Raw genomic sequence first — 21,763 nt, forward strand, 5'->3', positions numbered from 1 at the left:
AACATAATCCCGGTTGCAACCAATGGCTATCGCCGATACCCATTCGCCAGAGCCCGGAGAAACACGCCGGGGATCAAAGGGGAGAGGATGCAATGAACCGGATCGTGCGATCGGTGCTGGCTGCCGCGGTGCTCGTCATCAGCACCACGGCACAGGCCCAGAGCCCCGCGGCAAAGGTGGATGCGATCAAGGTCCACAGCGCCGCGATCGAGGGCAATCTGGAGGGCAACAGCGCGGATCGCGACGTGTTCGTCGTGCTGCCGCCCAGCTATGCCAGCCATCCCGAACGGCGCTATCCGGTGGTCTATTTCCTCCATGGCTTCTTCGCCACGGCGGCGAAATATATGGAGGGCACCCGCATCGCCGAGGCTGCCGCCGCCGCGGTGCAGGCGGGGGGCGCGGAGATGATCCTCGTCGTCCCCGATAGTGACAGCCGCCATGCGGGCTCGCTCTATTCGAACTCGTCGACCGTCGGCAATTTCGAAGGCTTCATCACCCGCGACCTGATCGCCGCGATCGACCGTCAATACCGCACCCTCGCGCGCCCCGAGAGCCGGGGCCTCGCCGGGCACTCGATGGGCGGCTATGGCACGCTGCGGCTCGCGATGCGCTATCCGGGCATCTATTCCAGCATCTATGCGATGAGCGCGTGCTGCCTCGCGCCGCGCGCGCCGGTCGCCGAACAGCTCAAGCCGCTGGCGGGGATCACCCCGGAACAGGCGGCAAAGGGCGATTTCATGGTCCGCGCGACGCTCGCCAGCGCCGCCGCCTGGTCCCCCGCGCCCGAAAAGCCGCCGCTGTTCCTCGAAACCGGGCTGCTGCCCGATGGCAGTATCGATCCGCTGGTGACGGCGAAATGGGCCGCCAATGCGCCGCTGGTGATGGTCGCCCAGTCGGTGCCCGCGCTCAAGACGCTGTCGGGAATCGCGATGGACGTCGGCGACAAGGATTCGCTGAAAGGCAGCAACGAAGCCGTCCATGACGAGCTGCTGCGCTTCGGGCTCAAGGTCGAGTGGGAAGTCTATGACGGCGACCATGGCAATCGCATCGCCGAACGCTTCCGCACCAAATTGCTGCCCTTCTTCTCCCGCCAGCTAAAGGGGCAATAGCGCGGGCGGTCGCGATGCCGTAGCCTGGACGGGCCATGTCCCAGCCCCCCTATATCCTCGCCATCGACCAGGGTACGACCTCGACCCGGTGCATCCTGTTCGACGCGGCGGCGGTGCCCGTCGCGGTCGCGCAACGCGAATTCGCGCAGCATTATCTGCAGCATGGCTGGGTCGAGCATGATCCCGAGGATATCTGGCGCGATACCGTCGCGGTGCTGCGCGAAGTCGTGGCCAAGGCGGAGGTGCAGCTTGCCGACATCGCCGGGCTCGGCATCACCAACCAGCGCGAAACGGTGGTGGTATGGGAACGCGCGACCGGCCGCCCGATCTACAATGCGATCGTGTGGCAGGACCGCCGCACCGCCGACGCCTGTGCGCGGCTGAAGGAATCGGGCGCCGAGGCCATGGTCAGCGGCAAGACCGGCCTCCTGCTCGATCCCTATTTCTCGGGCACCAAGCTCGCCTGGATCCTCGACAATGTCGCAGGCGCGCGCGCCGCCGCCGATCTCGGCGAGCTGGCGTTCGGGACGATCGACAGCTTCCTCCTCTCGCGGCTGACGCGGGGCAAGGTCCATGCGACCGATCCCACCAATGCCGGGCGCACGCTGTTGTTCGACATTTTCGAACAACGCTGGGACGACGAACTGCTCCGCCTGTTCGACATCCCGGCATCGCTGCTGCCCGAGGTGTTCGACAACAGCCATGTCTTCGGCCATCTCGATCCCGACATATTGGGCGCGCCGATCCCGATCGCGGGGATGGCGGGCGACCAGCAGGCGGCGTTGTTCGGCCAGGGATGCGTCCGACCGGGCATGGCCAAATCGACCTATGGCACCGGCTGCTTCCTGCTGATGAACCTCGGCGAGACCCCGGTGCTGTCCACCAACCGGCTGCTCACCACCCCCGCCTGTCGCCTGAACGGCAAGACGCAATACGCGCTGGAGGGATCGATCTTCGTCGCGGGCGCTGCCGTCAAATGGCTGCGCGACGGGCTGAAGATCATCACCCGCGCGTCGGAAACGCACGACATGGCGACGCGCGTCCCCGACAGCCACGGCGTGTACATGGTGCCCGCATTCGTCGGCATGGGCGCGCCCTATTGGGACCCCGCCGCGCGTGGGCTGATCTGCGGGCTGACGCTCAACGCGACCGACGCGCATCTGGCGCGCGCGGCGCTCGAATCGGTGGCTTATCAGACGATGGACCTGATCGACGCGATGGCCGCCGATGCTGGCCCCGCCGCGACGGCGCTGCGCGTCGATGGCGGGATGGCGGCGAACGACTGGCTTTGCCAGTTCCTCGCCGACATGCTGGAGGCGCCGGTCGAGCGCCCCGCGATTGTCGAGACGACTGCATTGGGTGCAGCGTTCCTGGCGGGGATGGCGACGGGGGTATGGGACGGCGTCGGCGCGCTGGAGGGGCTCTGGTCGCTCGATCGGCGCTTCGAGCCCGCCATGGAAGCACCCAAGCGCGAGACGATGGTCGCGGGGTGGCGCAAGGCAGTGGCGCGCGCGCTGCTATAACCCCCCACCAGCGGATCAGCCCGCCGCCAGATACTCCGCCAGCCGCTCCGCAGTGCCGGGGGGTACGTGCAGCCCCAGCTTGCTGCGCCGGAACAAGATGTCCTCGGCGGTGCGCGCCCATTCGCGGTCGCGCAGATACGCGACCTCGGCGGTGGTCAGCCCGCCGCCCAGATCCTCGCCCACCGCCGCGATCGTCTGCGCATCGCCCAGAATGTCCGAAACACGGGTGCCATAGGCGCGCGCCAGCCGCCGCAGCAGCGCCGGGTCGAAACCCGGGCGCTCGGCGATCAGCCCCGCCAGAAAGTCCTCGAAATCGGCCATGTCGCCACCGGGAAGCACCGCGCCCGCGGTCCAGGCGCCGCTCGCTTCGGGAAAGAACGGCGCCAGATGCTCGAGCGCATGCTCCGCCAGCTTGCGATAGGTTGTGATCTTTCCCCCGAATATGTTGAGCAACGGCGCGCCGCCGTCCTCGCCGGATTCGAGATCGAGCACATAGTCGCGCGTCACCGCCGAGGCGCTTCCCGCCTTGTCGTCGTACAGCGGGCGGATGCCGGCATAGCTCCACGCGACGTCGGCCGCGTCGCTCTGCCGCGTGAAGTAGCGGTTCACCGTGTCGAGCAGGTAGCGTGTCTCGCCTGCGCTGATCTCCGCCTTGGCCGGTGCGCCCTGCCATGGCTCGTCGGTGGTGCCGACCAGCGTGAAGTGCCCCTCATAGGGGATGGCGAACACGATCCGCCGATCCGGGTTCTGGAGCATGAAGCAATGATCGCCCTCGTACAGCCGCGGCAGGACGATGTGGCTGCCCTTGACCAGCCGCACGCCGCGGGTCGCATTGGCGCCGGTGACGCGGGCGATCACCTCCTCCACCCAGGGCCCCGCCGCATTGACGAGCGCGCGCGCTTTCACGCTGCGGCTGCCCTCCGCATCTGCGATCGTCGCGATCCAGCCCGGGCTTTCGCGCCGCGCGTCGAGCAGCCGCGTGCGCGTCGCGATCGTCGCGCCGCGATCGGCGGCATCGCGTGCGTTGAGCACCACCAGCCGGCTGTCCTCGACCCAGCAGTCCGAATAGACGAAGCCCTTGCCGCGCCGATCGGAAAGCCCCGCGCCATATGCGGACCGGTCGAGCCGGATCGTCTCGGTCCCCGGCAGCGCCTTTCGCCCGCCGAGATGGTCGTAGAGAAACAGCCCGAGCCGCACCATCCAGGCGGGGCGCGGCGATTGCGTCTGCGGCAGCACGAAGCGCAGCGGCCAGATGATGTGCGGTGCCATGCCCCATAGCCGCTCGCGCTCGATCAGCGCCTCGCGCACCAGCCGGAATTCGCCATATTCGAGGTAGCGCAGCCCGCCATGGATCAGCTTGGTCGACGCCGAGGAGGTGTGCCCCGCCAGATCGTCCTGCTCGACCAGCAGCACCGAAAGCCCGCGCCCGGCGGCATCGCGCGCGATTCCCGCGCCGTTGATTCCGCCGCCGACCACCAATAGATCGAAGCTGGCACCCGTCCCGTCGCTGCCCATGCGTCGTCCACCTGTTCCTGGCTGCCATTCCCCCTTACCCTTTCAAGCGAAACGCGAAAGCACGGAAGCGAGACCGATGAACATTGTGGCGATGGCCCCGCGCGGGGCAGCATGAGCGCCGTGCCCCCCATGGTGCCCGAATCCGAACTGCTGGCGCCGCTCGCGCCCGAGGGTGCGGCGTCACGCCGCATCCCCTGGCTGATGGTTGCGGCAGCAGGCGTCGCGCTGTTGCTCGCGCTGCTCGTCTGGCTGGGGCACGAACTCAACGAAGGCGACGGCGCGGCGTTCGATCGCGCGGTGATGCTGGCGATGCGCGTGCCGGGGGACCCCGGACAGCCGATCGGCCCCGAATGGCTGCCGAGCGCGGTGCGCGACATCACGGCGCTTGGCAGTTCGATCGTGCTGACTTTGGTGGTTGCCGCCACCGCGACGTTCCTCGCACTGCGCCGCCGGATGCGCAGCGCGCTGCTGGTGCTGGCCGCGACGATCCTTGGCGGATGCGGGGTAACGCTGATCAAGGCGCTGGTCGGCCGCGCCCGCCCCGATCTGGTCGACCGGCTGATGACCGAGGCGTCGAACAGCTTCCCCAGCGGGCACGCTGCGAACAGCGCGATCGTCTATCTCACGCTCGCGACGCTGCTGTTCCCCGTGGTGCGCGAGGCCCGGATGCGCGCCTTCGTGCTCGGCGCGGCGCTGGGGCTGACGCTGATGATCGGCGTCAGCCGCGTCTATCTGGGCGTCCATTGGCCCAGCGACGTGCTGGCGGGATGGGCGTTCGGATCGGCCTGGGCGCTGTTGTGGTGGCGGATCGAAGTCGCGGTGATCCGGCGTTAGGAGCCGTCCCGCTCGCCCAAAGCCCGCTCCCACGCCAGCGCATCGCGTACGATGCCGTCGAGATCGTCATGCTTCGGGCGCCACGGCAGCGCCGCCAGGATCGCGCTGTTGTCGGCGACCAGCGCATCGGGATCGCCCGCGCGGCGCCCCTCCAGCCGCCGCTCGATCTTCAGGTTGGTGACGCGATCGACGGCGTCGAGCACCTGGAGCACCGAGAAGCCCTTGCCATAGCCCGCGTTGAGCGTGTGGTTCTCCTCCGGCCGCGCGATCAGCAGGTCGAGCGCGTCGACATGCGCGGCGGCAAGGTCGCTGACATGGATATAGTCGCGCACCCCGGTCCCGTCGGGCGTCGCAAAATCGGTGCCGAACACCGATACATGTCCGCGCTTGCCGGTCGCGGCCTCGGCGGCGATCTTGATCAGATGCGTCGCGCCCGCAGTCGACTGGCCGGACCGGCCCTGCGGATCGGCGCCCGCGACGTTGAAATAGCGTAGCGCGCAGTAATTGATCGGATGCGCCGCCGCGACGTCGCGCAGCATGTGCTCGGTCATCAGCTTGGACATGCCATAGGGATTGATCGGCGATTTCGGACTGTCCTCGCGCACCGGAACCACTTCGGGAATGCCATAGGTCGCGGCGGTGGAGGAGAAGAGGAAGTGCTTCACGCCCTCGGCCACCGCGCTTTCGATCAGCGATCGGCTGGCGGCGGTGTTGTTGCGGTAATATTTGAGCGGATTGGCGACCGATTCGGGCACCACTACCGAACCGGCGAAATGCATCACCGCGGTGACGCCGTGCTCGCGCATCGCCGCGCGCACATTCGCCTCGTCCTCGATATTGGCGACCACCAGCGAGGCGCGCTTGTCCACCGCCCAGTCGAACCCGGTGACGAGATTGTCGACCACCACTACGCGCCAGCCCGCGTCGAGCAGCGCAAGCACTGCATGGCTCCCGATATACCCCGCACCGCCCGTGACCAGCACTGCACCCGAACGCATCGCCATTCCCTCAATCATTGCCGTTTTGCGCCTCAATCCTATCTTTGCGTGACAAGCAAGGAGTTAGGCATGACGATAGAAACGGCCACGCTGGCGGGCGGTTGCTTCTGGTGCACCGAAGCGGTGTTCAACGACGTGATCGGGGTGCAGTCGGTCGAGAGCGGCTATATCGGCGGACATGTCCCCAACCCGACCTATAAACAGGTCTGCGGCGGCGACACCGGCCATGCCGAGGCGATTCGGGTCAGCTTCGATACCGACCAGATCAGCTATGGCGAGATCCTCGATATCTTTCTCGCGACGCACGACCCGACCCAGCTCAATCGCCAGGGCAACGATATCGGCACCCAATATCGCTCGGCGATCTTCCCGCATTCGGCGGAGCAGGAGCGGGAGGCGCTCGACGCAATCGACCGCGCGCGTCCCGACTGGCCCGCGCCGATCGTGACCAGCATCGAAACGCTGGGCGAATGGTATTCCGCCGAGGACTATCACCAGGAATATTGGGAGGGCGAGGGGAAGAGCAATCCCTACTGTCTCGCCGTGATCCCGCCCAAGCTGCGCAAATTGCGCAAAAGCTTCGCCGCGCGCAGCAAGGAGGGCGCCGCGGCGTAAGCAGCGAGGTCGCGTGAAGACGCTAAGGCGCAGGCCTTATTGTCTACGCCGCAACCCCGAACAACGCGCCGACTCCGGCAGTCACTGCCATCGCGACCACGCCCCAGAAGCCGACGCGCAGCACCGCGCGCATCGGCGGGGCGCCACCTGCGCGCGCGCCGATCCAGCCGAGGAGGACGAGGCAGAGCAGCGACACTGCGAACACGCTGGCGATGATCGCGTCTGCGGGAACGAGCAAGGCGATCAGCAGCGGCGCGGCTGCCCCCGCGGAGAAGGTCAGCGCGGAGGCGAAAGCCGCCTGGAGCGGACGCGCGCTGGTCGTGTCGGACAGGCCTAGCTCGTCGCGGGCATGCGCGCCCAGCGCGTCCGCCGCCATCATCTGGTCGGCGACCTGCCGCGCCAGCGCGCGCTCCACGCCGCGCCCGACATAGATTGCCGCCAGTTCGTCGCGCTCGAACGCCGGGTCGGTACGGATTTCCTCAGCCTCGCGCGCCAGGTCGGCGCGCTCGGTATCGGCCTGCGAACTGACCGAGACGAACTCGCCCGCCGCCATCGACAGCGCCCCCGCCAACAGCCCCGCAACCCCCGCGACGAGGATCGCCTGCCGCTCCGGCCCCGCCGCGGCGACGCCGACGATCAGGCTGGCGGTGGAGACGATCCCGTCATTGGCACCAAGCACCGCCGCGCGCAGCCACCCGATCCGGCTGGCGAGGTGGCGTTCGCTGTGTACGGTCGTGCTGCGCATGGTGAGTCCCCTTTGGGGGGCCTTCTGCGCTGCGCCGACGGGGCCGCCAAGCCGGGATTGTCCCAGGGGGCGGAACGCGATAGCTTCGTCGCCACGTTCAGTGTGGGAGACTGCCGATGCGCTTCCTTCTGCTTGCCCTCGCGATGGTCCCCGCGAGCGCCCTCGCCGACGAAACCACGCCCGCAGAGCCGGCGCCCAAACCGCAGGTAGTCGCCAGGGTTGCGCCGTGCCCCGCCGCTCGGGTCCATTATGCGGACAAGGACGCGGCGGCGAATCCCCGCGCGCGGCGGATGGATCGCGAACCTCGCGCCTTTAGCTATCTGCTCGTCGAGCGCGGAATCGTTGGATGCGCGCATCCGGGGATGATCCGTGCCACCATCAATCGCGCACCGACTACGGGGCAACCCGCGCCCTAAATGTCCTGCACCAGCCGCCCGTACAGCTCCGGGCGGCGGTCGCGGAAGAAGCCGAAGGCGGCGCGGTGGCGCTTTACGCGGTCGAGGTCGAGCGTCGCGGTGATGACGCCGGTCTCCGTCCGATCCAGCTCGGCCAGGATGTCGCCGCGCTCGTCGGTGATGAAGCTGGTGCCGTAGAAAGTCTGGCCGTGTTCGGTCCCGACGCGATTTGCCGCGATCACGGGGACGACGTTGGACACCGCATGCCCCACCATCGCTCGGCGCCACAGCCGCGCGGTATCGAGGCTGTCGTCATGCGGCTCGTTGCCGATCGCGGTCGGGTAAAACAGCAGTTCCGCGCCCATCAGCATCATCGCGCGCGCGGTTTCGGGATACCATTGGTCCCAGCACACTCCGACGCCCAATGTGGTCGCGGCGGGGCCTTCCCACACCTTGAACCCGGTATTGCCGGGGCGGAAATAGAATTTCTCCTCATAGCCGGGGCCATCGGGGATGTGGCTCTTGCGATAGACGCCCGCGACCTTGCCGTCGGGGCCGATCATCGCGAGGCTGTTATAATGATGCGGGCCGTCCGCCTCGAAAAAGCTGGTCGGGATGTGGATGCGCAGTTCGGCGGCGAGCGCCTGCATCGCCAGCACCGCCTTGTGCTGGCCGACCGGCTTCGCATTGGCGAACAGCCCCTCATCCTCGACTCGGCAGAAATATTCGCCCTCGAACAATTCGGGGGGCAGCACGACCTGTGCGCCGCGGCCCGCGGCCTCGCGGACGAGTTCGGTGACGGCCGCGATATTCGCATCGATATCGCTGGTGAAGGCGAGCTGGAGCGCTCCGACGGTGATTTCAGTCATGCCGCGCCATGTAGTGCGGAACGCGCTTGTGCGCACCCCCCGGCTGCGCGAAAGCCACCTCCAGCATGACCAGCTTCGAATTCGCCTTTTCGCTCTTCGGGCTGGTGCTCGGGCTGTCGGTCGCCGAAGTGATGAGCGGGTTTGCGCGGGTGATGCGCGCGCGGCGATCGATGCGGCTGGGGTGGCTGACGCCGTTGCTCGGCATCCTGCTGATGGTCGATCTTGTCACCTTCTGGTCCAACGCGTGGGACATGCGCGCGGCGATCCCGCCCAGCTTCTGGGCGTTGCTGTACGGGACGGGGATCGCGGCGGTGTATTTCCTGTCGGCGTCGCTGGTCTTCCCCAATCCGCTGTCCGAATGGCCCGATCTCGACGCCTATTTCCTGCGCCACAAGGGGCAGGTGATGATCGGCGTGCTGATCGCCAACCTGTTGGTGCTGACCGCGCGGGTGCTGCTGTACGGCAACATCTTCACCAGTTGGACGCGAATCGCCGTACCAGTCGTTTATACGGCGATCGGCCTGTGGCTGGTGCGGACGCAGGACAAACGGCTAAGCATCGTGCTGCTGTGTGTCCTGCTCGCGATGTACGCCCGCTTCCGGCTACTTTGACGGGATCTGCTGGCTGATGCAGTGAAAGCTGCCGCCGCCGGTCAGGATATGGTCCGCACGCTGGCCGATAATCGCGCGACCGGGGAAGAGCGCCTCCAGCGCCGTGACCGCCCCATCGTCATTGGGCTGGCCATAAAGCGGAACGACCACTGCCGCGTTGCCGATGTAGAAGTTCATATAGCTGGCGGGGATGATCTCCCCATCCTCGTTCAGCACGCGGCCCGGCGACGGGAAGCGCACCACCTCCACACCGAATCGCGCGGCGCGATCTGCTGCGTCCTGATACACCCGCCAATTGGGATCATTGTCGGTCGCCTCCGGGATCAGCAGCCGGTTGGGGCCTATAAAGCGCGCCAGATTGTCGACATGGCCGTCGGTATGGTCGTTGGCCAGCCCATCGCCCAGCCACAGCACGCGGCCATAGCCAAGGTCCGCCGCCAGCCGCGTCTCGACATCGGCCTTGCTCAAGCCGGGGTTGCGATTGGGGTTGAGCAGGCATTGCTCGGTCGTCACCGCCAGCCCGGTGCCGTCGCCGTCTATCGCGCCGCCTTCGAGCACCCAGTCATGGCTCTCGACCGAAAGCCCGCGCCGCCGCGCCAGCCGGACGCCGATGGTGTCGTCGCCGGGCAAATCATATTTGCCGCCCCAGCCGTTGAACCCGAAATCCTGCCCGGCGCCTGCGCCGTCCACGATCGCGGCAGTGTCGCGCAGCCAGATGTCGCCGAACGGCTCGACCACCACCTCCGCGGTATCGCCCGCGATCGCGCGTGCCGCTTGTGCCGCTGCGTCGTCGGCGGCGACCAGGATCACGCGCTCGCCGCGCCCGCCGGCATGCACCGCCGCCGCGAACGCCGCGACTTCGGCACGCGCGGGCTCAAGGTCCTCCAGCCACAATTCGGGGTGGCTGGGAAAGCCGATCCAGACGGCATCGTGGCGAGCCCATTCGGGCGGGGGGGGCAGAGTCATGCGCGCGCCTTTACTGCGCCGCGCGGCTCTTGTCTCGCACGGCGCGGAATTCGGCGTCGGGATACCAATTGGGCCAGCCCGCGCCGTCGGCCAGCGTGCGGCCGAGTTGATAATAGACCGTCAGGTCCTGCACCGCGCCCGACCAGTCCCAGCGTTCGTCAAATTCGTCCTGCGGCTTGTGATAGCGATGGGCGATATAGTCGTCCGCGGCCTTTTTCCCTGCCGCGGTGCCGCCGGCGACCAGGTCCTGCCCGGCCTTGCCATAGAACATCGGCACGCCGAGCTTGGCGAAGCTGAAATGGTCCGAGCGGTAATAGCTGCCCTTTTCGGGGCTGGGCTCGGCGGCGATCACGCGGCCCTGGGCCTCGACCAGGGGCTTGACCAATACCTCCAGCTCGGACTTGCCCGCGCCGACCACGACGAGGTCACGCGCGGGGCCGAGGACGTTGAGCCCGTCCATATTCACGCCGCCCACGGTCTTGCCGAGCGGATAGACCGGGTTCTCGGCATAATATTTGGAGCCGAGCAGCCCCGATTCCTCTGCAGTGAGCCCGAGGAAGACGATGCTGCGCTTCGCCGGTCCCGCCTTGGCCTGCGCCTCGGCCAGCGCGATGAGCCCGGCAACGCCCGAGGCATTGTCCAGCGCGCCGTTGCAGATATCGTCGCCGTTCACGGCGTCGCACCGGCCGAGATGGTCCCAATGCGCCGAATAAAGGACGATCTCGTCCGGGCGTTCGGTGCCGGGGAGGATGCCGACGACGTTCTTCGATGCCTGGCGGCGGATCGTGTTGGTCCAGCGTGCCGACGCCTTGACGCCCAGCGGTACGGCCTTGAAGCCCTTGTGCTTTGCGGCCTCGACCAGCGCCGCATAGTCCTTGCCCGCGCGGGCGAACAACGCCTGCGCCGCGGACTGCTGGAGCCAGCCGACTGCCTTGGACTGGTCCATATGATCGCCCGGCGTGTCCTGTTGCAGCACGGGCCCGGTCCAGCTCGACTGGACGACGCCCCAGCCATAGGCGGCGGGTTCGGTGTCATGGATGATGATCGCCGCCGCCGCACCCTGTCGCGCCGCTTCCTCGAACTTATACGGCCAGCGCCCGTAATAGGTCATTGCGCGGCCGCCGAAGGGGCCGTCCAGCGTCATGGTCTGCCAATCGGGGTCGTTGATCAGGATGACGACGGTCTTCCCCTTCACATCGACCCCGGCATAGTCGTTCCAGCCGCGTTCGGGTGCATGGATGCCATAGCCGACGAATACCATCTCGCTGTCCTGGATCACGGTGCGCGGCACGACCTGATAGGTGCCGATGACCAGATCCTTGCGGTATTCGAACGCCAGCGGCGTCTTGCCCCCCGTGATCGTCAGCGGCGACACGTCGGTGGCGGTCAGTTCGACCAGCGGTACGTCCTGGTACCAGCTCCCTTTGTTGCCCGGTTTCAGCCCCGCCTGCGCCATGCGCGCGACGATGTAGGCGAGCGTCTTGGTCTCGGCGGGGGTAGTGGGGGCGCGGCCTTCATAGTCGTCGGACGCCAGTGTGCGGGTGACGTCCTTTAGCGTGTCGACCGAGAGCGCGGGGGCAGTCTGCGCAGCGGCGGCGCCACTCGCGAGCAGCAGCAGGGCGGGAAGCAGGATGCGCAAGAAAGAACTCCCGGAATCGAATGATCCGGCAAGTCTGGCAGCGGCGCCGGTTCGCGGCAAGGCAGGATGGAAATCGTTGCTAGCGCACCGAAACGGGATAGGATGTCGGTCCGTACAGGGGGGAATCATGAAGGGCATTATTGCAGCGTTGCTGGCGTCGGTGTGCGTCGCTGGGGTCGCACAGGCGCAGAGCGTCGAGGCGAAACGATTTGGCGCGCGCGAGATCGTGCGCGAAGTCAGCATCTCACCCGATGGCCAGCGGATCGCGATGATCGTCACCAGCGGGACGCGGGGCACGGGACTGGTTGTGGCGACCACCGCCGGCGACATGAAGCCGCTGATGAATTACCCAGGCAGCGACGCGCGGCTGGCAAGCTGTGCTTGGTCGACGAATTCGCGCCTCGTGTGCACGGTGTTCGGAATCGCTGAGCGGAACGCGCATCTCGTCGGAATTTCGCGGATGATCGCGCTCAACGCCGATGGTTCGGGCAGCAAGGAGCTGAGCGCGGCCCAGGCTTCGAGCCAGCTCTATGAGCGCTATTATGGCGGCGGCGTCCTGGACTGGCTGCCCGACGATAGCGGCAGCGCGGTGCTGATGCTGCGCGAGTTCGTGCCCGAATATGGCACCGGCACGCTGGTCGCCCAAACGCGCAAGGGGCTTGGCGTCGAGCGCGTCGACACGATCACGTTGAAGCGCACCACAGTGGAGGCACCCCGCGCGACGGGCGCCGATTTCATCACGGATGGCCATGGGCTGACTCGCGTGATGGCGACGCAGCCGCGGCTGGGCTCCGGCTATTCCAGCAGTGATCTCGTCTACAAATACCGCCGTAAAGACAGCAAGGAATGGGAGCCGCTCAGCACGGTCACGTACACCGGCTATCTGTCGAGCGGGTTCATTCCCTATGCCGTCGATCGCGATCTGGATGTCGTTTACGGGTTCGACAATGCCGATGGCCGCACGGCGCTGTTCAAGATCGCGCTGGACGGCAGCCTGAAGCGCGAGCTGGTGCTGGCGAATCCAGAGGTGGATGTCGATGCTCTCATCCGGATCGGTCGCCAGCAGCGCGTGGTGGGCGCCAGCTTCTCGACCGAGCGGCGGCAGGTCAGCTATTTCGATCCGCAGATCAGGGCGCTGGCGGCGTCGCTGGGCAAGGCGCTGCCCGGACTGCCGATCGTCGGTGTCGGCGATGCCAGCCTCGACGAAAAGAAGCTGGTGATCTTTGCCGGAAGCGACGTCGATCCCGGCCATTATTATCTGCTCGACCGCACCACGAAGAAGATGGCCGAAATCTCCCCGGTCCGGCCGGACCTTGCCGGGGTGCCGCTCGCGACCGTCAAGGCCATCCGCTACAAGGCGGCGGACGGCACGGAGGTCCCGGCCTATCTGACGCTGCCGCCGGGCAGCGACGGCAAGAATATTCCCGCGATCGTGATGCCGCATGGCGGCCCCAGTGCGCGGGACGAATGGGGTTTCGACTGGCTGTCGCAATTCTTCGCGAGCCGCGGCTATGCGGTGCTCCAGCCCAATTATCGCGGGTCGAGCGGCTATGGCGAGGGCTGGTTCAAGCAGAACGGCTTTCGCTCGTGGAAGCTGGCGATGGGCGACGTCAACGATGCCGGACGCTGGATGGTGGCGCAGGGGATTACCTCTGCCGACAAGCTGGCGATCGTCGGCTGGTCCTATGGCGGCTATGCGGCGCTGCAATCGAGCGTACTCGATCCCACGGTGTTCAAGGCGATCGCCGCGGTCGCGCCGGTCACCGACCTGGGCCAGTTGCGCGACGAGCTGAAGCGGTCCTCCAGCGACCAGCAGGTGCAGGACATTATCGGCGACCCGAAACTGTGGGAGGAGGCGTCCCCGGCGCAACATGCCGATCGGATCGCCGCGCCCGTGCTGCTGTTCCACGGCGACCGCGACCTGAACGTGGCGATCGGTCAGTCGCGCACCATGGCGTCCAAGCTGCGCGGCGCGGGGCGCAGCGTCGAGTTCACCGAGTATAAGGGGCTCGACCACCAGCTGGACGACAGCGCAGTCCGCACCGCGATGCTCGACCGGATCGACCAGTTCCTGCGCACCACGATGAAGCTGCCGGCCAAGCCCTGAGAGACGGGATGCAGTGGCGTCTGGACGGAAGTCGGGACCGATCCGGCGCTCTCCAGCGCCGGGCTCTTTGTCGGGGTCTGCACGCGAAGGCGCGAAGAAGAAAGAGGTTCGCGCAGAGGCGCTGAGGCGCGGAGAAGAAGATTGGATGTCGGGCCGGGAGGCCTGCGCTCGCGCGTGCCGGGTCCGTTCCTGCTGCTGTTTATACTCTTGCTGTCGCCGAGCAGCGAATGGGTCCCCCGGACTCACGGAACAAGTGCACCACCTGCTAAGGTGATTGCGCGATGGGACGACATTACAGGCAGCTCAGCCTCGACGAGCGGATCGAGATATGCCGCCTTCATGAAGGCGGTATATCTTGCCGACAGATTGCCACCGCGATCGGGCGTGATCACACGACGGTCGGTCGGGAACTCAGGCGCAATAGCAAGCCGACCAAGGTCTGGCCCGGCGGCTATGCGCCCGGGCGTGCCCATAGGCTCGCGATCAGACGACGACGATGGGACTGCCGTTTCAAGCTGGCGCGCCAGCCGGACCTGCGAGATATCGTGAAGAACGGCCTTGCGATGGGATGCTCTCCCGAACAGATCGCCGGCCGACTGGCGCTTGAGCACGGTCGCACCATGGTCAGCCACGAGTCAATCTATCGATACGTCTATCATCGCTCGGCCCAGAAGGACTACTGGCACCGCCTTCTGCCCCGCTGCAAGGCAAGGCGCGGCCGCTATGGCCGCCAGGGCGGAAGCCCGGCCAGCTTCATCAAACAGCGCAGGCCGATCGGCGAACGCCCCCTCGAAGCCCGGGATCGCGCACAGCCGGGCCATTGGGAAGCCGACTATATGCTGTTCGCCCGATATGGGCACAATGTCCTCGTCCTGCACGAGCGCCACACACGCTACACCATCCTCGACAAGCCACCCCACCGCAGAGCCGAGCTGACCGCACGCCGGATCACCCGCAGACTGCGCCATATCCCCCAGGATCTGCGCAGGACCATCAGCTTCGACAACGGCACCGAGTTCGCCGAACATCACCGCCTTCACGACAGCCTCGGCATCCAGACCTTCTTCTGCGATGTCCGAGCCCCATGGCAAAAGGGCGGTGTCGAAAACACCATCGGCCGACTGCGCCGAAGCCTGCCTCGCAAAACCGACCTCGACACCGTCAGCCACAGACAACTCCGTGCCTGTGCCGACCGGCTCAACAACATCCCCAGAAAATGCCTTGGCTTCCTCACACCCGCCGAGGCATTCTCCAAAATCTCAACCGGTGCACTTCAACCGTGAGTCCACATCCCGGCCTTCGCCGGGATGACGACCGAGAGGGGCTGGGGGCGTCGTCCCAGGCCGTCTCTGCGCCTCCGCGCCTCTGCGCGAACCCCCTTTCTTCTTTTTATTCGTGAACCAAAACGAAAAAGGGCGGCCCCGAAGGACCGCCCCTGCTTCGTTTCCCGAAGGAAGCCGGATCAGCGCGAGTAGAACTCGACGACCAGGTTCGGCTCCATCTTCACCGGATAGGGGACTTCGTCGAGCTGGGGAACGCGCGTGAAGGTGATCTTCGACGCGCCGTCCGGCACCACGTAATCGGGGATGTCGCGCTCGGACAGGCTCTGCGCTTCCATCACCAGCGCCATTTCCTGCGCCTTGGTGCTCAGCGATACTTCCTCGCCAACCTTGATCCGGCGCGAGCCGATGTTGCACTTCTCGCCGTTGACGCGGACATGGCCGTGGTTGACGAGCTGGCGCGCGGCGAAGATCGTCGGGGCGAACTTGGCGCGATAGACGATCATGTCGAGGCGCATTTCGAGCAGGCCGATCAGGTTCTGGCCGGTATCGCCCTTCATCCGCGACGCATCTTCATAGCTGCGCTTGAACTGCTTCTCGGTGATGTCGCCGTAATAGCCCTTGAGCTTCTGCTTCGCGCGAAGCTGGATGCCGAAGTCCGACATCTTGCCCTTGCGGCGCTGGCCGTGCTGGCCCGGGCCGTATTCGCGCTTGTTCACCGGGGACTTCGGACGGCCCCAGATGTTTTCGCCCATCCGGCGATCGAGCTTATGCTTGGCGCTATGGCGCTTCGACATTCAAAATTCCTTGCACTTGCTGACAACGTTATTCCCGGTATCCGCCTGCTGGTTCCTTTATGGGGAGGGCAGGGCCACCGCTTCACCGGGGTGCGGGGCCAATGCGAAGGCGCGCGGTTAGCGGGGGTGGGCGCGCGAGTCAAGCCGGCGGGCGGTCAGGCCTCTTCCGCCCGATGCTGCTTGCGCCCCGCCAGCGCCGACAGCACACCGCGCACGGTGCGGACTTCCTGCGAGGTCCAGGCGGGCTTGGTCAGCAGCGTGCGCAGCGTGCGGCGGCTGGTGGGCGCGCGCTCGGGGGGGAAATAATAGCCGGCGCCGTCGAGCATGCCCTCCAGTTGCTCGATCATCCCCTCCAGCTCCTCCTGCGGGGCGGGCGAGCCGAGGTCGGTGGTCGGCGGGCTGGCGAGCGCGGCGTGCCCGTCTGCATCGCTCGGGGCGTGTTTCGACCATTCATAGGCGACCAGGATCACGGCCTGCGCCAGATTGAGCGACCCGAATTCGGGGTTGATCGGCACCGTCAGGATCGTGCGGGCCAGCGCGACATCGTCGGTGTCGAGCCCCGAACGCTCCGGCCCGAACAGGATCGCCGAACGCTCCGCCCGCGCGCGCACCTCCGCAGCTGCAGCCTCGGGGGTGACCACCGGCTTGGTGACGCCGCGCTTGCGCACCGTGGTCGCATAGACATGCGCGCAGTCGGCGACGGCATCGGCGACGCTGTCGAACAGCTGCGCCCGTTCGAGCACGATGTCCGCGCCGCTTGCCGCCGGGCCCGCGCCCGGATTAGGCCAGCCGTCGCGCGGCGACACCAGTCGCAGCTCGGTCAGCCCGAAATTGAGCATTGCGCGCGCGGCCTTGCCGATATTCTCGCCGAGCTGCGGGCGGACCAGGACGATGACGGGGTTCATGCCTTCCCCGCGTCGCTCACATTGCCGGCGAACTCCTCAAAGTCCTTGGCTTCGCGGAAGTCCTTATAGACGCTGGCAAAGCGGATATAGGCGACCGAATCGAGGCCCTTGAGGCCCTCCATCACCAGCTCGCCGATGCGCTGCGACGGGATTTCGGCGTCGCCCAGCGTCTCCAGCTGGCGCTGGATACCCGACACCATCCGCTCGATCTGTGCCGAGGTCACCGGGCGCTTGCGTGCGGCGAGGGTGACCGATCGGACCAGCTTGTCGCGCTCGAACGGCTCGCGGCGCAGTTCGGAGGAATTGGCCTGGCTCTTGACGACGGTCAGGTCGCGAAGCTGGATGCGCTCGAACGTCGTGAAGCGCGCCGCGCATGCTTCGCACTGGCGGCGGCGACGGATCGCCGCGCCGTCTTCGGTCGGGCGGCTATCCTTGACCTGGCTGTCTTCGTTTCCGCAGAAGGGGCAGCGCATTTTACGACGCCCAGAAGTGGGTTGCCCTCACCCTTCCGCTCCCTCTCCCGTTGGGAGAGGGAAAGAGGCGCGAAGCGCCGAAAGGGTGAGGGTGCGCGGCCCGTTCAGCCGCCATAGATCGGGAACCGCTCGCACAGCGCGCGGACGCGGGCGCCCACTGCCGCTTCGACCTGCGGATCGCCTGCCTCGCCCTTGGCGCGCAAGCCGTCGAGCACGTCTGCGATCATGTTGCCGATCTCGCGGAACTCGCCCGAGCCGAAGCCGCGAGTCGTGCCTGCCGGCGAGCCGACGCGGATGCCGCTGGTCTTCATCGGCGGCAGCGGGTCGTTGGGGATGCCGTTCTTGTTGCAGGTGATGCCGGCACGCTCGAGCGCTTCGTCGGCATCCTTGCCGGTCACGCCCAGCGGGGTGAGGTCGACCAGCGCCAGATGCGTGTCGGTGCCGCCCGACACCAGGTTCGCGCCGCGCTCGTTCAGCGTCGCGGCGAGCACCTTGGCGTTCTCCACCACTGCGGCGATATAGCGTTTGTAATCCGGCTGGAGCGCTTCGCCGAACGCGACCGCCTTGGCGGCGATCACGTGCATCAGCGGCCCGCCCTGGAGCCCGGGGAACACCGCGCTGTTGATCTTCTTGGCGATCGCTTCGTCATTGGTCATCACCATGCCGCCGCGCGGGCCGCGCAGCGTCTTGTGCGTGGTGGTGGTCACGACATGCGCATGCTCGAACGGCGAGGGATGCGCGCCGCCCGCGACGAGCCCGGCGAAATGCGCCATGTCGACCATGAACAGCGCGCCGACTTCATCCGCGATCGCGCGGAACTGGGCGAAATCGATGATGCGCGGATAGGCCGAGCCCCCCGCGATGATCAGCCGCGGGCTGTTGGCCTTGGCCAGCGCGCGGACCTGGTCGAAATCGATCAGATGGGTGTCGGGGTCGACGCCATATTGCACCGCGTTGAACCATTTGCCGCTCATCGCCGCCTTCGCGCCGTGGGTAAGATGGCCGCCGGCATCGAGGCTCAGCCCCATGATCGTGTCGCCCGGCTTGGTCAGCGCGAGCATCACCGCGCCGTTCGCCTGCGCGCCCGAATGCGGCTGGACGTTGGCGAAGCCGCAGCCGAACAACTGCTTGGCCCGCTCGATCGCCAGCGTCTCGACTTCGTCGGAGGGGTGGCAGCCCTGGTAATAGCGCTTGCCGGGATAGCCCTCGGCATATTTGTTGGTGAAGACCGAGCCCTGCGCCTCCAGCACCGCCTTCGACACGATATTCTCGCTCGCGATCAGCTCGATCTGGTGCTGCTCGCGGTCCAGTTCATGGGCGATACCGGCGGCGATCGCAGGATCGGTTTCGGCAAGGCCGCGCGTGAAGAAGCCGTCGGGCTGAAGCCCTGCGCTCTGCGGATTGGTGCTCATACCGGGGTCCTTTGCGTCTGGCTCAGCTTGTCGACGCGACCCGCGTGGCGACCGCCGAGGAAGGGGGTTTCGAGGAAAGCGGTGATGCACGCCTTGGCCATTTCGGTGCCGATCAGCCGCGCGCCGAGCGCGATGACATTGGCATCGTTATGCTGGCGCGCAAGGCTGGCCGAAAGCGGTTCGGACACCAGCGCGCAGCGGGCGGCGGGAATGCGATTGACTGCGATCGAAATGCCGATCCCCGATCCGCATAGCGCGACGCCGATTTCGGCCTCGCCCTGGGCGATCGCGGTGCCGAGTTTATAGCCATAATCGGGGTAATCGACGCTGTCGGGACCATTGGTGCCCAGATCGAGCACGTCATGGCCGAGTCCACGCAACCATTCGGCGAGTTCGGCCTTCATGGCGTAGGCGGCATGATCGGAGGCGAGGGCGATGCGGCGTGACATGGCGCGTCCCCTACGCCGGTCCGGGCGTGCTGGCTAGACCATGAGAACTGTGTGTGGAGACTGAAATGCGCAAAACGACCTTCGCCCTGATGCCTGCGCTTGCCCTCGGCATCGCGCTCGCCGCCTGTTCGGAGAGCAGCCAGGACAATCTGAGCGACTCGCTCGATCGTGCCGGTTCGTCGATCGAGAATGTCGCCGATGGTGCCGGCGAGCGGATCGAAGCGGGGGCCGATCGCGCGGGCAATGCCCTGTCGAACACTGCGGACGATGTTGGCGACGCGCTGTCGGATGGCGCCGACCGCACGGGCGAGGCGATCGATAACACCACGCGTTAAGGTGCCGCGACCGGGGCCGGCGGCGGGCGCAATCCGTGCCGCCGCCCGCCCCGCTGTGCCTGCGAGGGACGGTCCCCTGACAGGATGACAAGAATCTGTCACAACCCCGGACTATTCGCGGTCAACTCCCGCATGTCGTGGGCGTCTTGTCCAGGAGTCTCCCATGCCTAGTATCGCCAAGACGCCGAAAAATGGCGCCGTGCGTGGCGCAGTGCATCGCCACGAGCATCTGACCAAGCAGGGGCTGTTGGAGCGCGCCTTCACCTTTGCGTTCCGCGGGCTGGTCTATGCCCAGATCTGGGAAGACCCCGAGATCGACATGGAGGCGCTGGAGATCACGCCGGACAGCCACGTCGTCACGATCGCGTCGGGCGGATGCAACGTCTATTCGTACCTGACCGCAAACCCGCGCAAGATTACCGCGGTCGACCTCAATCCCGCGCATATCGCGCTCAACAACCTCAAGCAGCAGGCGGCGCTGCACCTTCCCGATTATGCCGCGTTCCGGCGCTTCTTCGGCGAAGCCGACAGCGCGGAGAATATCGCGGCCTACAAGGCGTATATCCGCCCGCATCTCGACGCGACGTCGCGCGCCTATTGGGAGTCGCGCGACCTTACGGGCCGCCGCCGGATCACGGGCTTTGCGCGGGGATTTTATCGCGAGGGGTTGCTGGGCAAGCTGATCGGGTTCGTCCATTTCATGGGGCGGCTGTACCGGATCGACCCGACGCAGATACTGAAGGCGCAGTCGATCGAGGAACAGCGCCAGATCTTCGAGACCAACTATGCGCCGTTCTTCGACAAGAAGGCGCTGCGCTGGCTGGTCGACCAGCCCGCCGCCTTGTTCGGCTTCGGCATCCCGCCTGCGCAATATGACCTGCTCAAGGCCGATGACAGCGCCGGGATCACCGGCGCGCTCAAGAGCCGGCTTCGCAAGCTGTCGTGCGATTTCGACATAAGGGACAATTTCTACGCCTGGCAGGCGTTCGGGCGCGGCTATGGCAAGCATGAGGATGCGCCGCTGCCGCCCTATCTCCAGCGCCGGCATTACGAGACGGTGCGCGCGCGCGCCGATCGCGTCGAGATCCGGCATACCAACTATGCCGATTATCTGGAGAGCATGCCCGCCCAGTCGCTCGACCGCTATATCCTGCTCGATGCGCAGGATTGGATGACCGACGAGCAGCTGACGCGCATTTGGAGCGAGATCACCCGCACCGCAAAGCCCGGCGCGCGCGTGCTATATCGCACCGCGGCGATGCCGGACGTCGTCAAGGGGCACATACCCGCGACGCTGATGGACCAGTGGGACTATGCCCCGCAGGACAAGCTCGACGACTGGACGCGGCGCGATCGGTCGTCGGTGTACGGCGCGACGCACGTCTGGACGCTGAAGCCGCACGCATGAGCATCGCTGCGCAGGCGGGCGACCAGAAATCGCTGATGGACGATGTCTATGCGCTGCATCGGCATTTCTACGACTTCACGCGCAAATTCTATTTGCTGGGCCGAGACCGGCTGATCGGCGAACTGGCGCCGCCGCCGGGGGGAACCGTGCTCGAAGTGGGATGCGGCACGGCGCGCAACCTGATCGTCGCGGCGAAGCGCTGGCCCGAGGCGCGCTTCTATGGCTTCGACATCAGCGAGGCGATGCTCGACACCGCGCGCAAATCGGTGGCGAAGGCGGGGCTGGGCGACCGGATCACGCTGGCGCAGGGCGATGCGGGGGCGTTCGACGTGCGGGCATTGTTCGGGCTGGCACAGGTCGACCGCGTGTTCATGAGCTATACGCTGTCGATGATCCCGCCCTGGATCGAGGCGATCGAGCAGGGCGCGCGGGTGCTGGCGCCGGGCGGGAGCCTGCACATCATCGATTTCGGGCAATATGAGCGGCTGCCCGCGCTGGCCAAGCGGCTGCACTTCAAGTCGCTCAACGACTTCCACGTATTCCCGCGGCGCGAGCTGCCTGCGGTGCTGAAGCGCGTGGCGGAGGCAGAAGGGCTGGCGATGGACTTCACGCCGCTGTGGCGCGGCTATGCGTGGAGCGGGGGGCTGCGGCGCGGGTAGGGGTAGCCTTTACCCGAACCGTTTGCCCTGCTCCGGCCGCTCCGCCGACCCTGCGGGTGACGAGGGGATCGGCGTGGGGGCGGGGACGGCTGCGCCATCCTCTCCGCCCGGCCGCCTGG

At 66.7% G+C, this 21,763-nt stretch carries 22 protein-coding genes; 11 read left to right on the plus strand and 11 right to left on the minus strand.

Annotated elements, in window-relative coordinates; genetic code table 11:
• Positions 1-92: 92 nt before the first annotated feature.
• Both TS85_RS21710 and glpK read left to right on the plus strand, forming a co-directional pair.
• A complete protein-coding gene (locus tag TS85_RS21710; protein WP_044335008.1) occupies positions 93-1,109 on the plus strand; it encodes an alpha/beta fold hydrolase in 1,017 nt (338 codons plus the stop codon).
• A 35-nt stretch (positions 1,110-1,144) separates the two neighbouring features.
• Complete coding sequence (gene glpK / locus TS85_RS21715) at positions 1,145-2,632, plus strand: glycerol kinase GlpK (RefSeq protein WP_044335010.1); 1,488 nt, start codon at positions 1,145-1,147, stop codon at positions 2,630-2,632.
• Between the two features lie 15 nt (positions 2,633-2,647).
• Here the strand turns inward: glpK and TS85_RS21720 are convergent, their stop codons facing one another.
• On the minus strand, positions 2,648-4,147 hold the full coding sequence (locus TS85_RS21720; RefSeq protein ID WP_044335012.1) for a glycerol-3-phosphate dehydrogenase: 1,500 nt from the start codon (positions 4,145-4,147) through the stop codon (positions 2,648-2,650).
• 111 nt (positions 4,148-4,258) lie between these two features.
• On the opposite strand from TS85_RS21720, the gene TS85_RS21725 reads away from it, so the two are divergent.
• Positions 4,259-4,981, plus strand: coding sequence for a phosphatase PAP2 family protein (locus TS85_RS21725; RefSeq protein WP_227698569.1), 723 nt, complete (start codon positions 4,259-4,261; stop codon positions 4,979-4,981).
• Here the strand turns inward: TS85_RS21725 and galE are convergent.
• On the minus strand, positions 4,978-5,979 hold the full coding sequence (gene galE / locus TS85_RS21730; protein WP_044336798.1) for a UDP-glucose 4-epimerase GalE: 1,002 nt from the start codon (positions 5,977-5,979) through the stop codon (positions 4,978-4,980). The genes TS85_RS21725 and galE overlap by 4 nt on opposite strands.
• A gap of 69 nt (positions 5,980-6,048) precedes the next feature.
• On the opposite strand from galE, the gene msrA reads away from it, so the two are divergent.
• A complete protein-coding gene (msrA, locus tag TS85_RS21735) occupies positions 6,049-6,594 on the plus strand; it encodes a peptide-methionine (S)-S-oxide reductase MsrA (RefSeq protein WP_044335014.1) in 546 nt (181 codons plus the stop codon).
• Between the two features lie 43 nt (positions 6,595-6,637).
• On the opposite strand, the gene TS85_RS21740 is transcribed toward msrA, so the two are convergent.
• Entirely contained in the window at positions 6,638-7,339 is a 702-nt protein-coding gene (locus TS85_RS21740) for a VIT1/CCC1 transporter family protein (RefSeq protein WP_044335016.1), read from the minus strand.
• 116 nt (positions 7,340-7,455) lie between these two features.
• On the opposite strand from TS85_RS21740, the gene TS85_RS21745 reads away from it, so the two are divergent.
• Positions 7,456-7,755 carry a hypothetical protein gene (locus tag TS85_RS21745; RefSeq protein ID WP_044335018.1) on the plus strand — a complete coding sequence of 100 codons (300 nt, stop codon included), beginning with the start codon at positions 7,456-7,458 and terminating at the stop codon, positions 7,753-7,755.
• Here the strand turns inward: TS85_RS21745 and aguB are convergent.
• Positions 7,752-8,603 (minus strand): N-carbamoylputrescine amidase, encoded by an 852-nt coding sequence (aguB, locus tag TS85_RS21750; protein WP_044335019.1) that lies wholly within the window; start codon positions 8,601-8,603, stop codon positions 7,752-7,754. The genes TS85_RS21745 and aguB overlap by 4 nt on opposite strands.
• 65 nt (positions 8,604-8,668) lie before the next feature.
• On the opposite strand from aguB, the gene TS85_RS24330 reads away from it, so the two are divergent.
• Entirely contained in the window at positions 8,669-9,214 is a 546-nt protein-coding gene (locus tag TS85_RS24330; protein ID WP_155006518.1) for a hypothetical protein, read from the plus strand.
• Here the strand turns inward: TS85_RS24330 and TS85_RS21760 are convergent.
• Both TS85_RS21760 and TS85_RS21765 read right to left on the minus strand, forming a co-directional pair.
• Positions 9,206-10,180: an agmatine deiminase family protein gene (locus TS85_RS21760; protein ID WP_044335020.1), complete on the minus strand. Its 975-nt coding sequence runs from the start codon at positions 10,178-10,180 to the stop codon at positions 9,206-9,208. The two genes, TS85_RS24330 and TS85_RS21760, sit on opposite strands and share 9 nt — an antisense overlap.
• A 10-nt stretch (positions 10,181-10,190) precedes the next feature.
• Positions 10,191-11,819: a M28 family metallopeptidase gene (locus TS85_RS21765; protein WP_044335022.1), complete on the minus strand. Its 1,629-nt coding sequence runs from the start codon at positions 11,817-11,819 to the stop codon at positions 10,191-10,193.
• 127 nt (positions 11,820-11,946) lie between these two features.
• On the opposite strand from TS85_RS21765, the gene TS85_RS21770 reads away from it, so the two are divergent.
• Both TS85_RS21770 and TS85_RS24910 read left to right on the plus strand, forming a co-directional pair.
• Positions 11,947-13,926: an alpha/beta hydrolase family protein gene (locus tag TS85_RS21770; protein ID WP_044335024.1), complete on the plus strand. Its 1,980-nt coding sequence runs from the start codon at positions 11,947-11,949 to the stop codon at positions 13,924-13,926.
• A 281-nt stretch (positions 13,927-14,207) separates the two neighbouring features.
• A complete protein-coding gene (locus TS85_RS24910; RefSeq protein WP_077228416.1) occupies positions 14,208-15,209 on the plus strand; it encodes an IS30 family transposase in 1,002 nt (333 codons plus the stop codon).
• A gap of 179 nt (positions 15,210-15,388) precedes the next feature.
• Here TS85_RS24910 and rpsD read toward each other — a convergent pair whose 3' ends face one another.
• The 5 genes from rpsD to rpiB form a co-directional block, all read right to left on the minus strand.
• Entirely contained in the window at positions 15,389-16,003 is a 615-nt protein-coding gene (gene rpsD / locus TS85_RS21780; RefSeq protein ID WP_044335026.1) for a 30S ribosomal protein S4, read from the minus strand.
• A gap of 155 nt (positions 16,004-16,158) precedes the next feature.
• Positions 16,159-16,908, minus strand: coding sequence for an RNA methyltransferase (locus TS85_RS21785; RefSeq protein WP_044335029.1), 750 nt, complete (start codon positions 16,906-16,908; stop codon positions 16,159-16,161).
• The gene (gene nrdR / locus TS85_RS21790) at positions 16,905-17,381 is read right to left on the minus strand and encodes a transcriptional regulator NrdR (RefSeq protein WP_044335030.1); all 477 of its coding nucleotides are present in this window, start codon (positions 17,379-17,381) and stop codon (positions 16,905-16,907) included. The genes TS85_RS21785 and nrdR overlap by 4 nt, the downstream gene beginning before the upstream one ends.
• A gap of 104 nt (positions 17,382-17,485) precedes the next feature.
• Positions 17,486-18,793, minus strand: coding sequence for a serine hydroxymethyltransferase (gene glyA, locus TS85_RS21795; RefSeq protein WP_044335032.1), 1,308 nt, complete (start codon positions 18,791-18,793; stop codon positions 17,486-17,488).
• A complete protein-coding gene (gene rpiB / locus TS85_RS21800; protein WP_044335034.1) occupies positions 18,790-19,242 on the minus strand; it encodes a ribose 5-phosphate isomerase B in 453 nt (150 codons plus the stop codon). Before rpiB ends, glyA begins: the two co-directional genes overlap by 4 nt.
• A gap of 65 nt (positions 19,243-19,307) precedes the next feature.
• On the opposite strand from rpiB, the gene TS85_RS21805 reads away from it, so the two are divergent.
• The 3 genes from TS85_RS21805 to TS85_RS21815 all read left to right on the plus strand — a co-directional run bounded on the left by TS85_RS21805 (position 19,308) and on the right by TS85_RS21815 (position 21,644).
• Positions 19,308-19,577: a hypothetical protein gene (locus TS85_RS21805; protein ID WP_044335036.1), complete on the plus strand. Its 270-nt coding sequence runs from the start codon at positions 19,308-19,310 to the stop codon at positions 19,575-19,577.
• A gap of 163 nt (positions 19,578-19,740) precedes the next feature.
• Positions 19,741-20,985, plus strand: coding sequence for a DUF3419 family protein (locus TS85_RS21810; protein WP_044335037.1), 1,245 nt, complete (start codon positions 19,741-19,743; stop codon positions 20,983-20,985).
• Positions 20,982-21,644 (plus strand): class I SAM-dependent methyltransferase, encoded by a 663-nt coding sequence (locus TS85_RS21815; protein WP_044335038.1) that lies wholly within the window; start codon positions 20,982-20,984, stop codon positions 21,642-21,644. The genes TS85_RS21810 and TS85_RS21815 overlap by 4 nt, the downstream gene beginning before the upstream one ends.
• Positions 21,645-21,763: the final 119 nt, after the last annotated feature.

Source organism: Sphingomonas hengshuiensis (genome assembly GCF_000935025.1).
Taxonomy (GTDB): domain Bacteria; phylum Pseudomonadota; class Alphaproteobacteria; order Sphingomonadales; family Sphingomonadaceae; genus Sphingomonas; species Sphingomonas hengshuiensis.

Bases quoted from the DNA above. Each gene is read 5' to 3' on its own strand.
- TS85_RS21710 (WP_044335008.1), top strand. From the start codon at position 93: ATGAACCGGATCGTGCGATCGGTGCTGGCTGCCGCGGTGCTCGTCATC.
- glpK (WP_044335010.1), top strand. From the start codon at position 1,145: ATGTCCCAGCCCCCCTATATCCTCGCCATCGACCAGGGTACGACCTCG.
- TS85_RS21720 (WP_044335012.1), bottom strand. From the start codon at position 4,147: ATGGGCAGCGACGGGACGGGTGCCAGCTTCGATCTATTGGTGGTCGGC.
- TS85_RS21725 (WP_227698569.1), top strand. From the start codon at position 4,259: ATGAGCGCCGTGCCCCCCATGGTGCCCGAATCCGAACTGCTGGCGCCG.
- galE (WP_044336798.1), bottom strand. From the start codon at position 5,979: ATGCGTTCGGGTGCAGTGCTGGTCACGGGCGGTGCGGGGTATATCGGG.
- msrA (WP_044335014.1), top strand. From the start codon at position 6,049: ATGACGATAGAAACGGCCACGCTGGCGGGCGGTTGCTTCTGGTGCACC.
- TS85_RS21740 (WP_044335016.1), bottom strand. From the start codon at position 7,339: ATGCGCAGCACGACCGTACACAGCGAACGCCACCTCGCCAGCCGGATC.
- TS85_RS21745 (WP_044335018.1), top strand. From the start codon at position 7,456: ATGCGCTTCCTTCTGCTTGCCCTCGCGATGGTCCCCGCGAGCGCCCTC.
- aguB (WP_044335019.1), bottom strand. From the start codon at position 8,603: ATGACTGAAATCACCGTCGGAGCGCTCCAGCTCGCCTTCACCAGCGAT.
- TS85_RS24330 (WP_155006518.1), top strand. From the start codon at position 8,669: ATGACCAGCTTCGAATTCGCCTTTTCGCTCTTCGGGCTGGTGCTCGGG.
- TS85_RS21760 (WP_044335020.1), bottom strand. From the start codon at position 10,180: ATGACTCTGCCCCCCCCGCCCGAATGGGCTCGCCACGATGCCGTCTGG.
- TS85_RS21770 (WP_044335024.1), top strand. From the start codon at position 11,947: ATGAAGGGCATTATTGCAGCGTTGCTGGCGTCGGTGTGCGTCGCTGGG.
- TS85_RS24910 (WP_077228416.1), top strand. From the start codon at position 14,208: ATGGGACGACATTACAGGCAGCTCAGCCTCGACGAGCGGATCGAGATA.
- rpsD (WP_044335026.1), bottom strand. From the start codon at position 16,003: ATGTCGAAGCGCCATAGCGCCAAGCATAAGCTCGATCGCCGGATGGGC.
- TS85_RS21785 (WP_044335029.1), bottom strand. From the start codon at position 16,908: ATGAACCCCGTCATCGTCCTGGTCCGCCCGCAGCTCGGCGAGAATATC.
- nrdR (WP_044335030.1), bottom strand. From the start codon at position 17,381: ATGCGCTGCCCCTTCTGCGGAAACGAAGACAGCCAGGTCAAGGATAGC.
- glyA (WP_044335032.1), bottom strand. From the start codon at position 18,793: ATGAGCACCAATCCGCAGAGCGCAGGGCTTCAGCCCGACGGCTTCTTC.
- rpiB (WP_044335034.1), bottom strand. From the start codon at position 19,242: ATGTCACGCCGCATCGCCCTCGCCTCCGATCATGCCGCCTACGCCATG.
- TS85_RS21805 (WP_044335036.1), top strand. From the start codon at position 19,308: ATGCGCAAAACGACCTTCGCCCTGATGCCTGCGCTTGCCCTCGGCATC.
- TS85_RS21810 (WP_044335037.1), top strand. From the start codon at position 19,741: ATGCCTAGTATCGCCAAGACGCCGAAAAATGGCGCCGTGCGTGGCGCA.
- TS85_RS21815 (WP_044335038.1), top strand. From the start codon at position 20,982: ATGAGCATCGCTGCGCAGGCGGGCGACCAGAAATCGCTGATGGACGAT.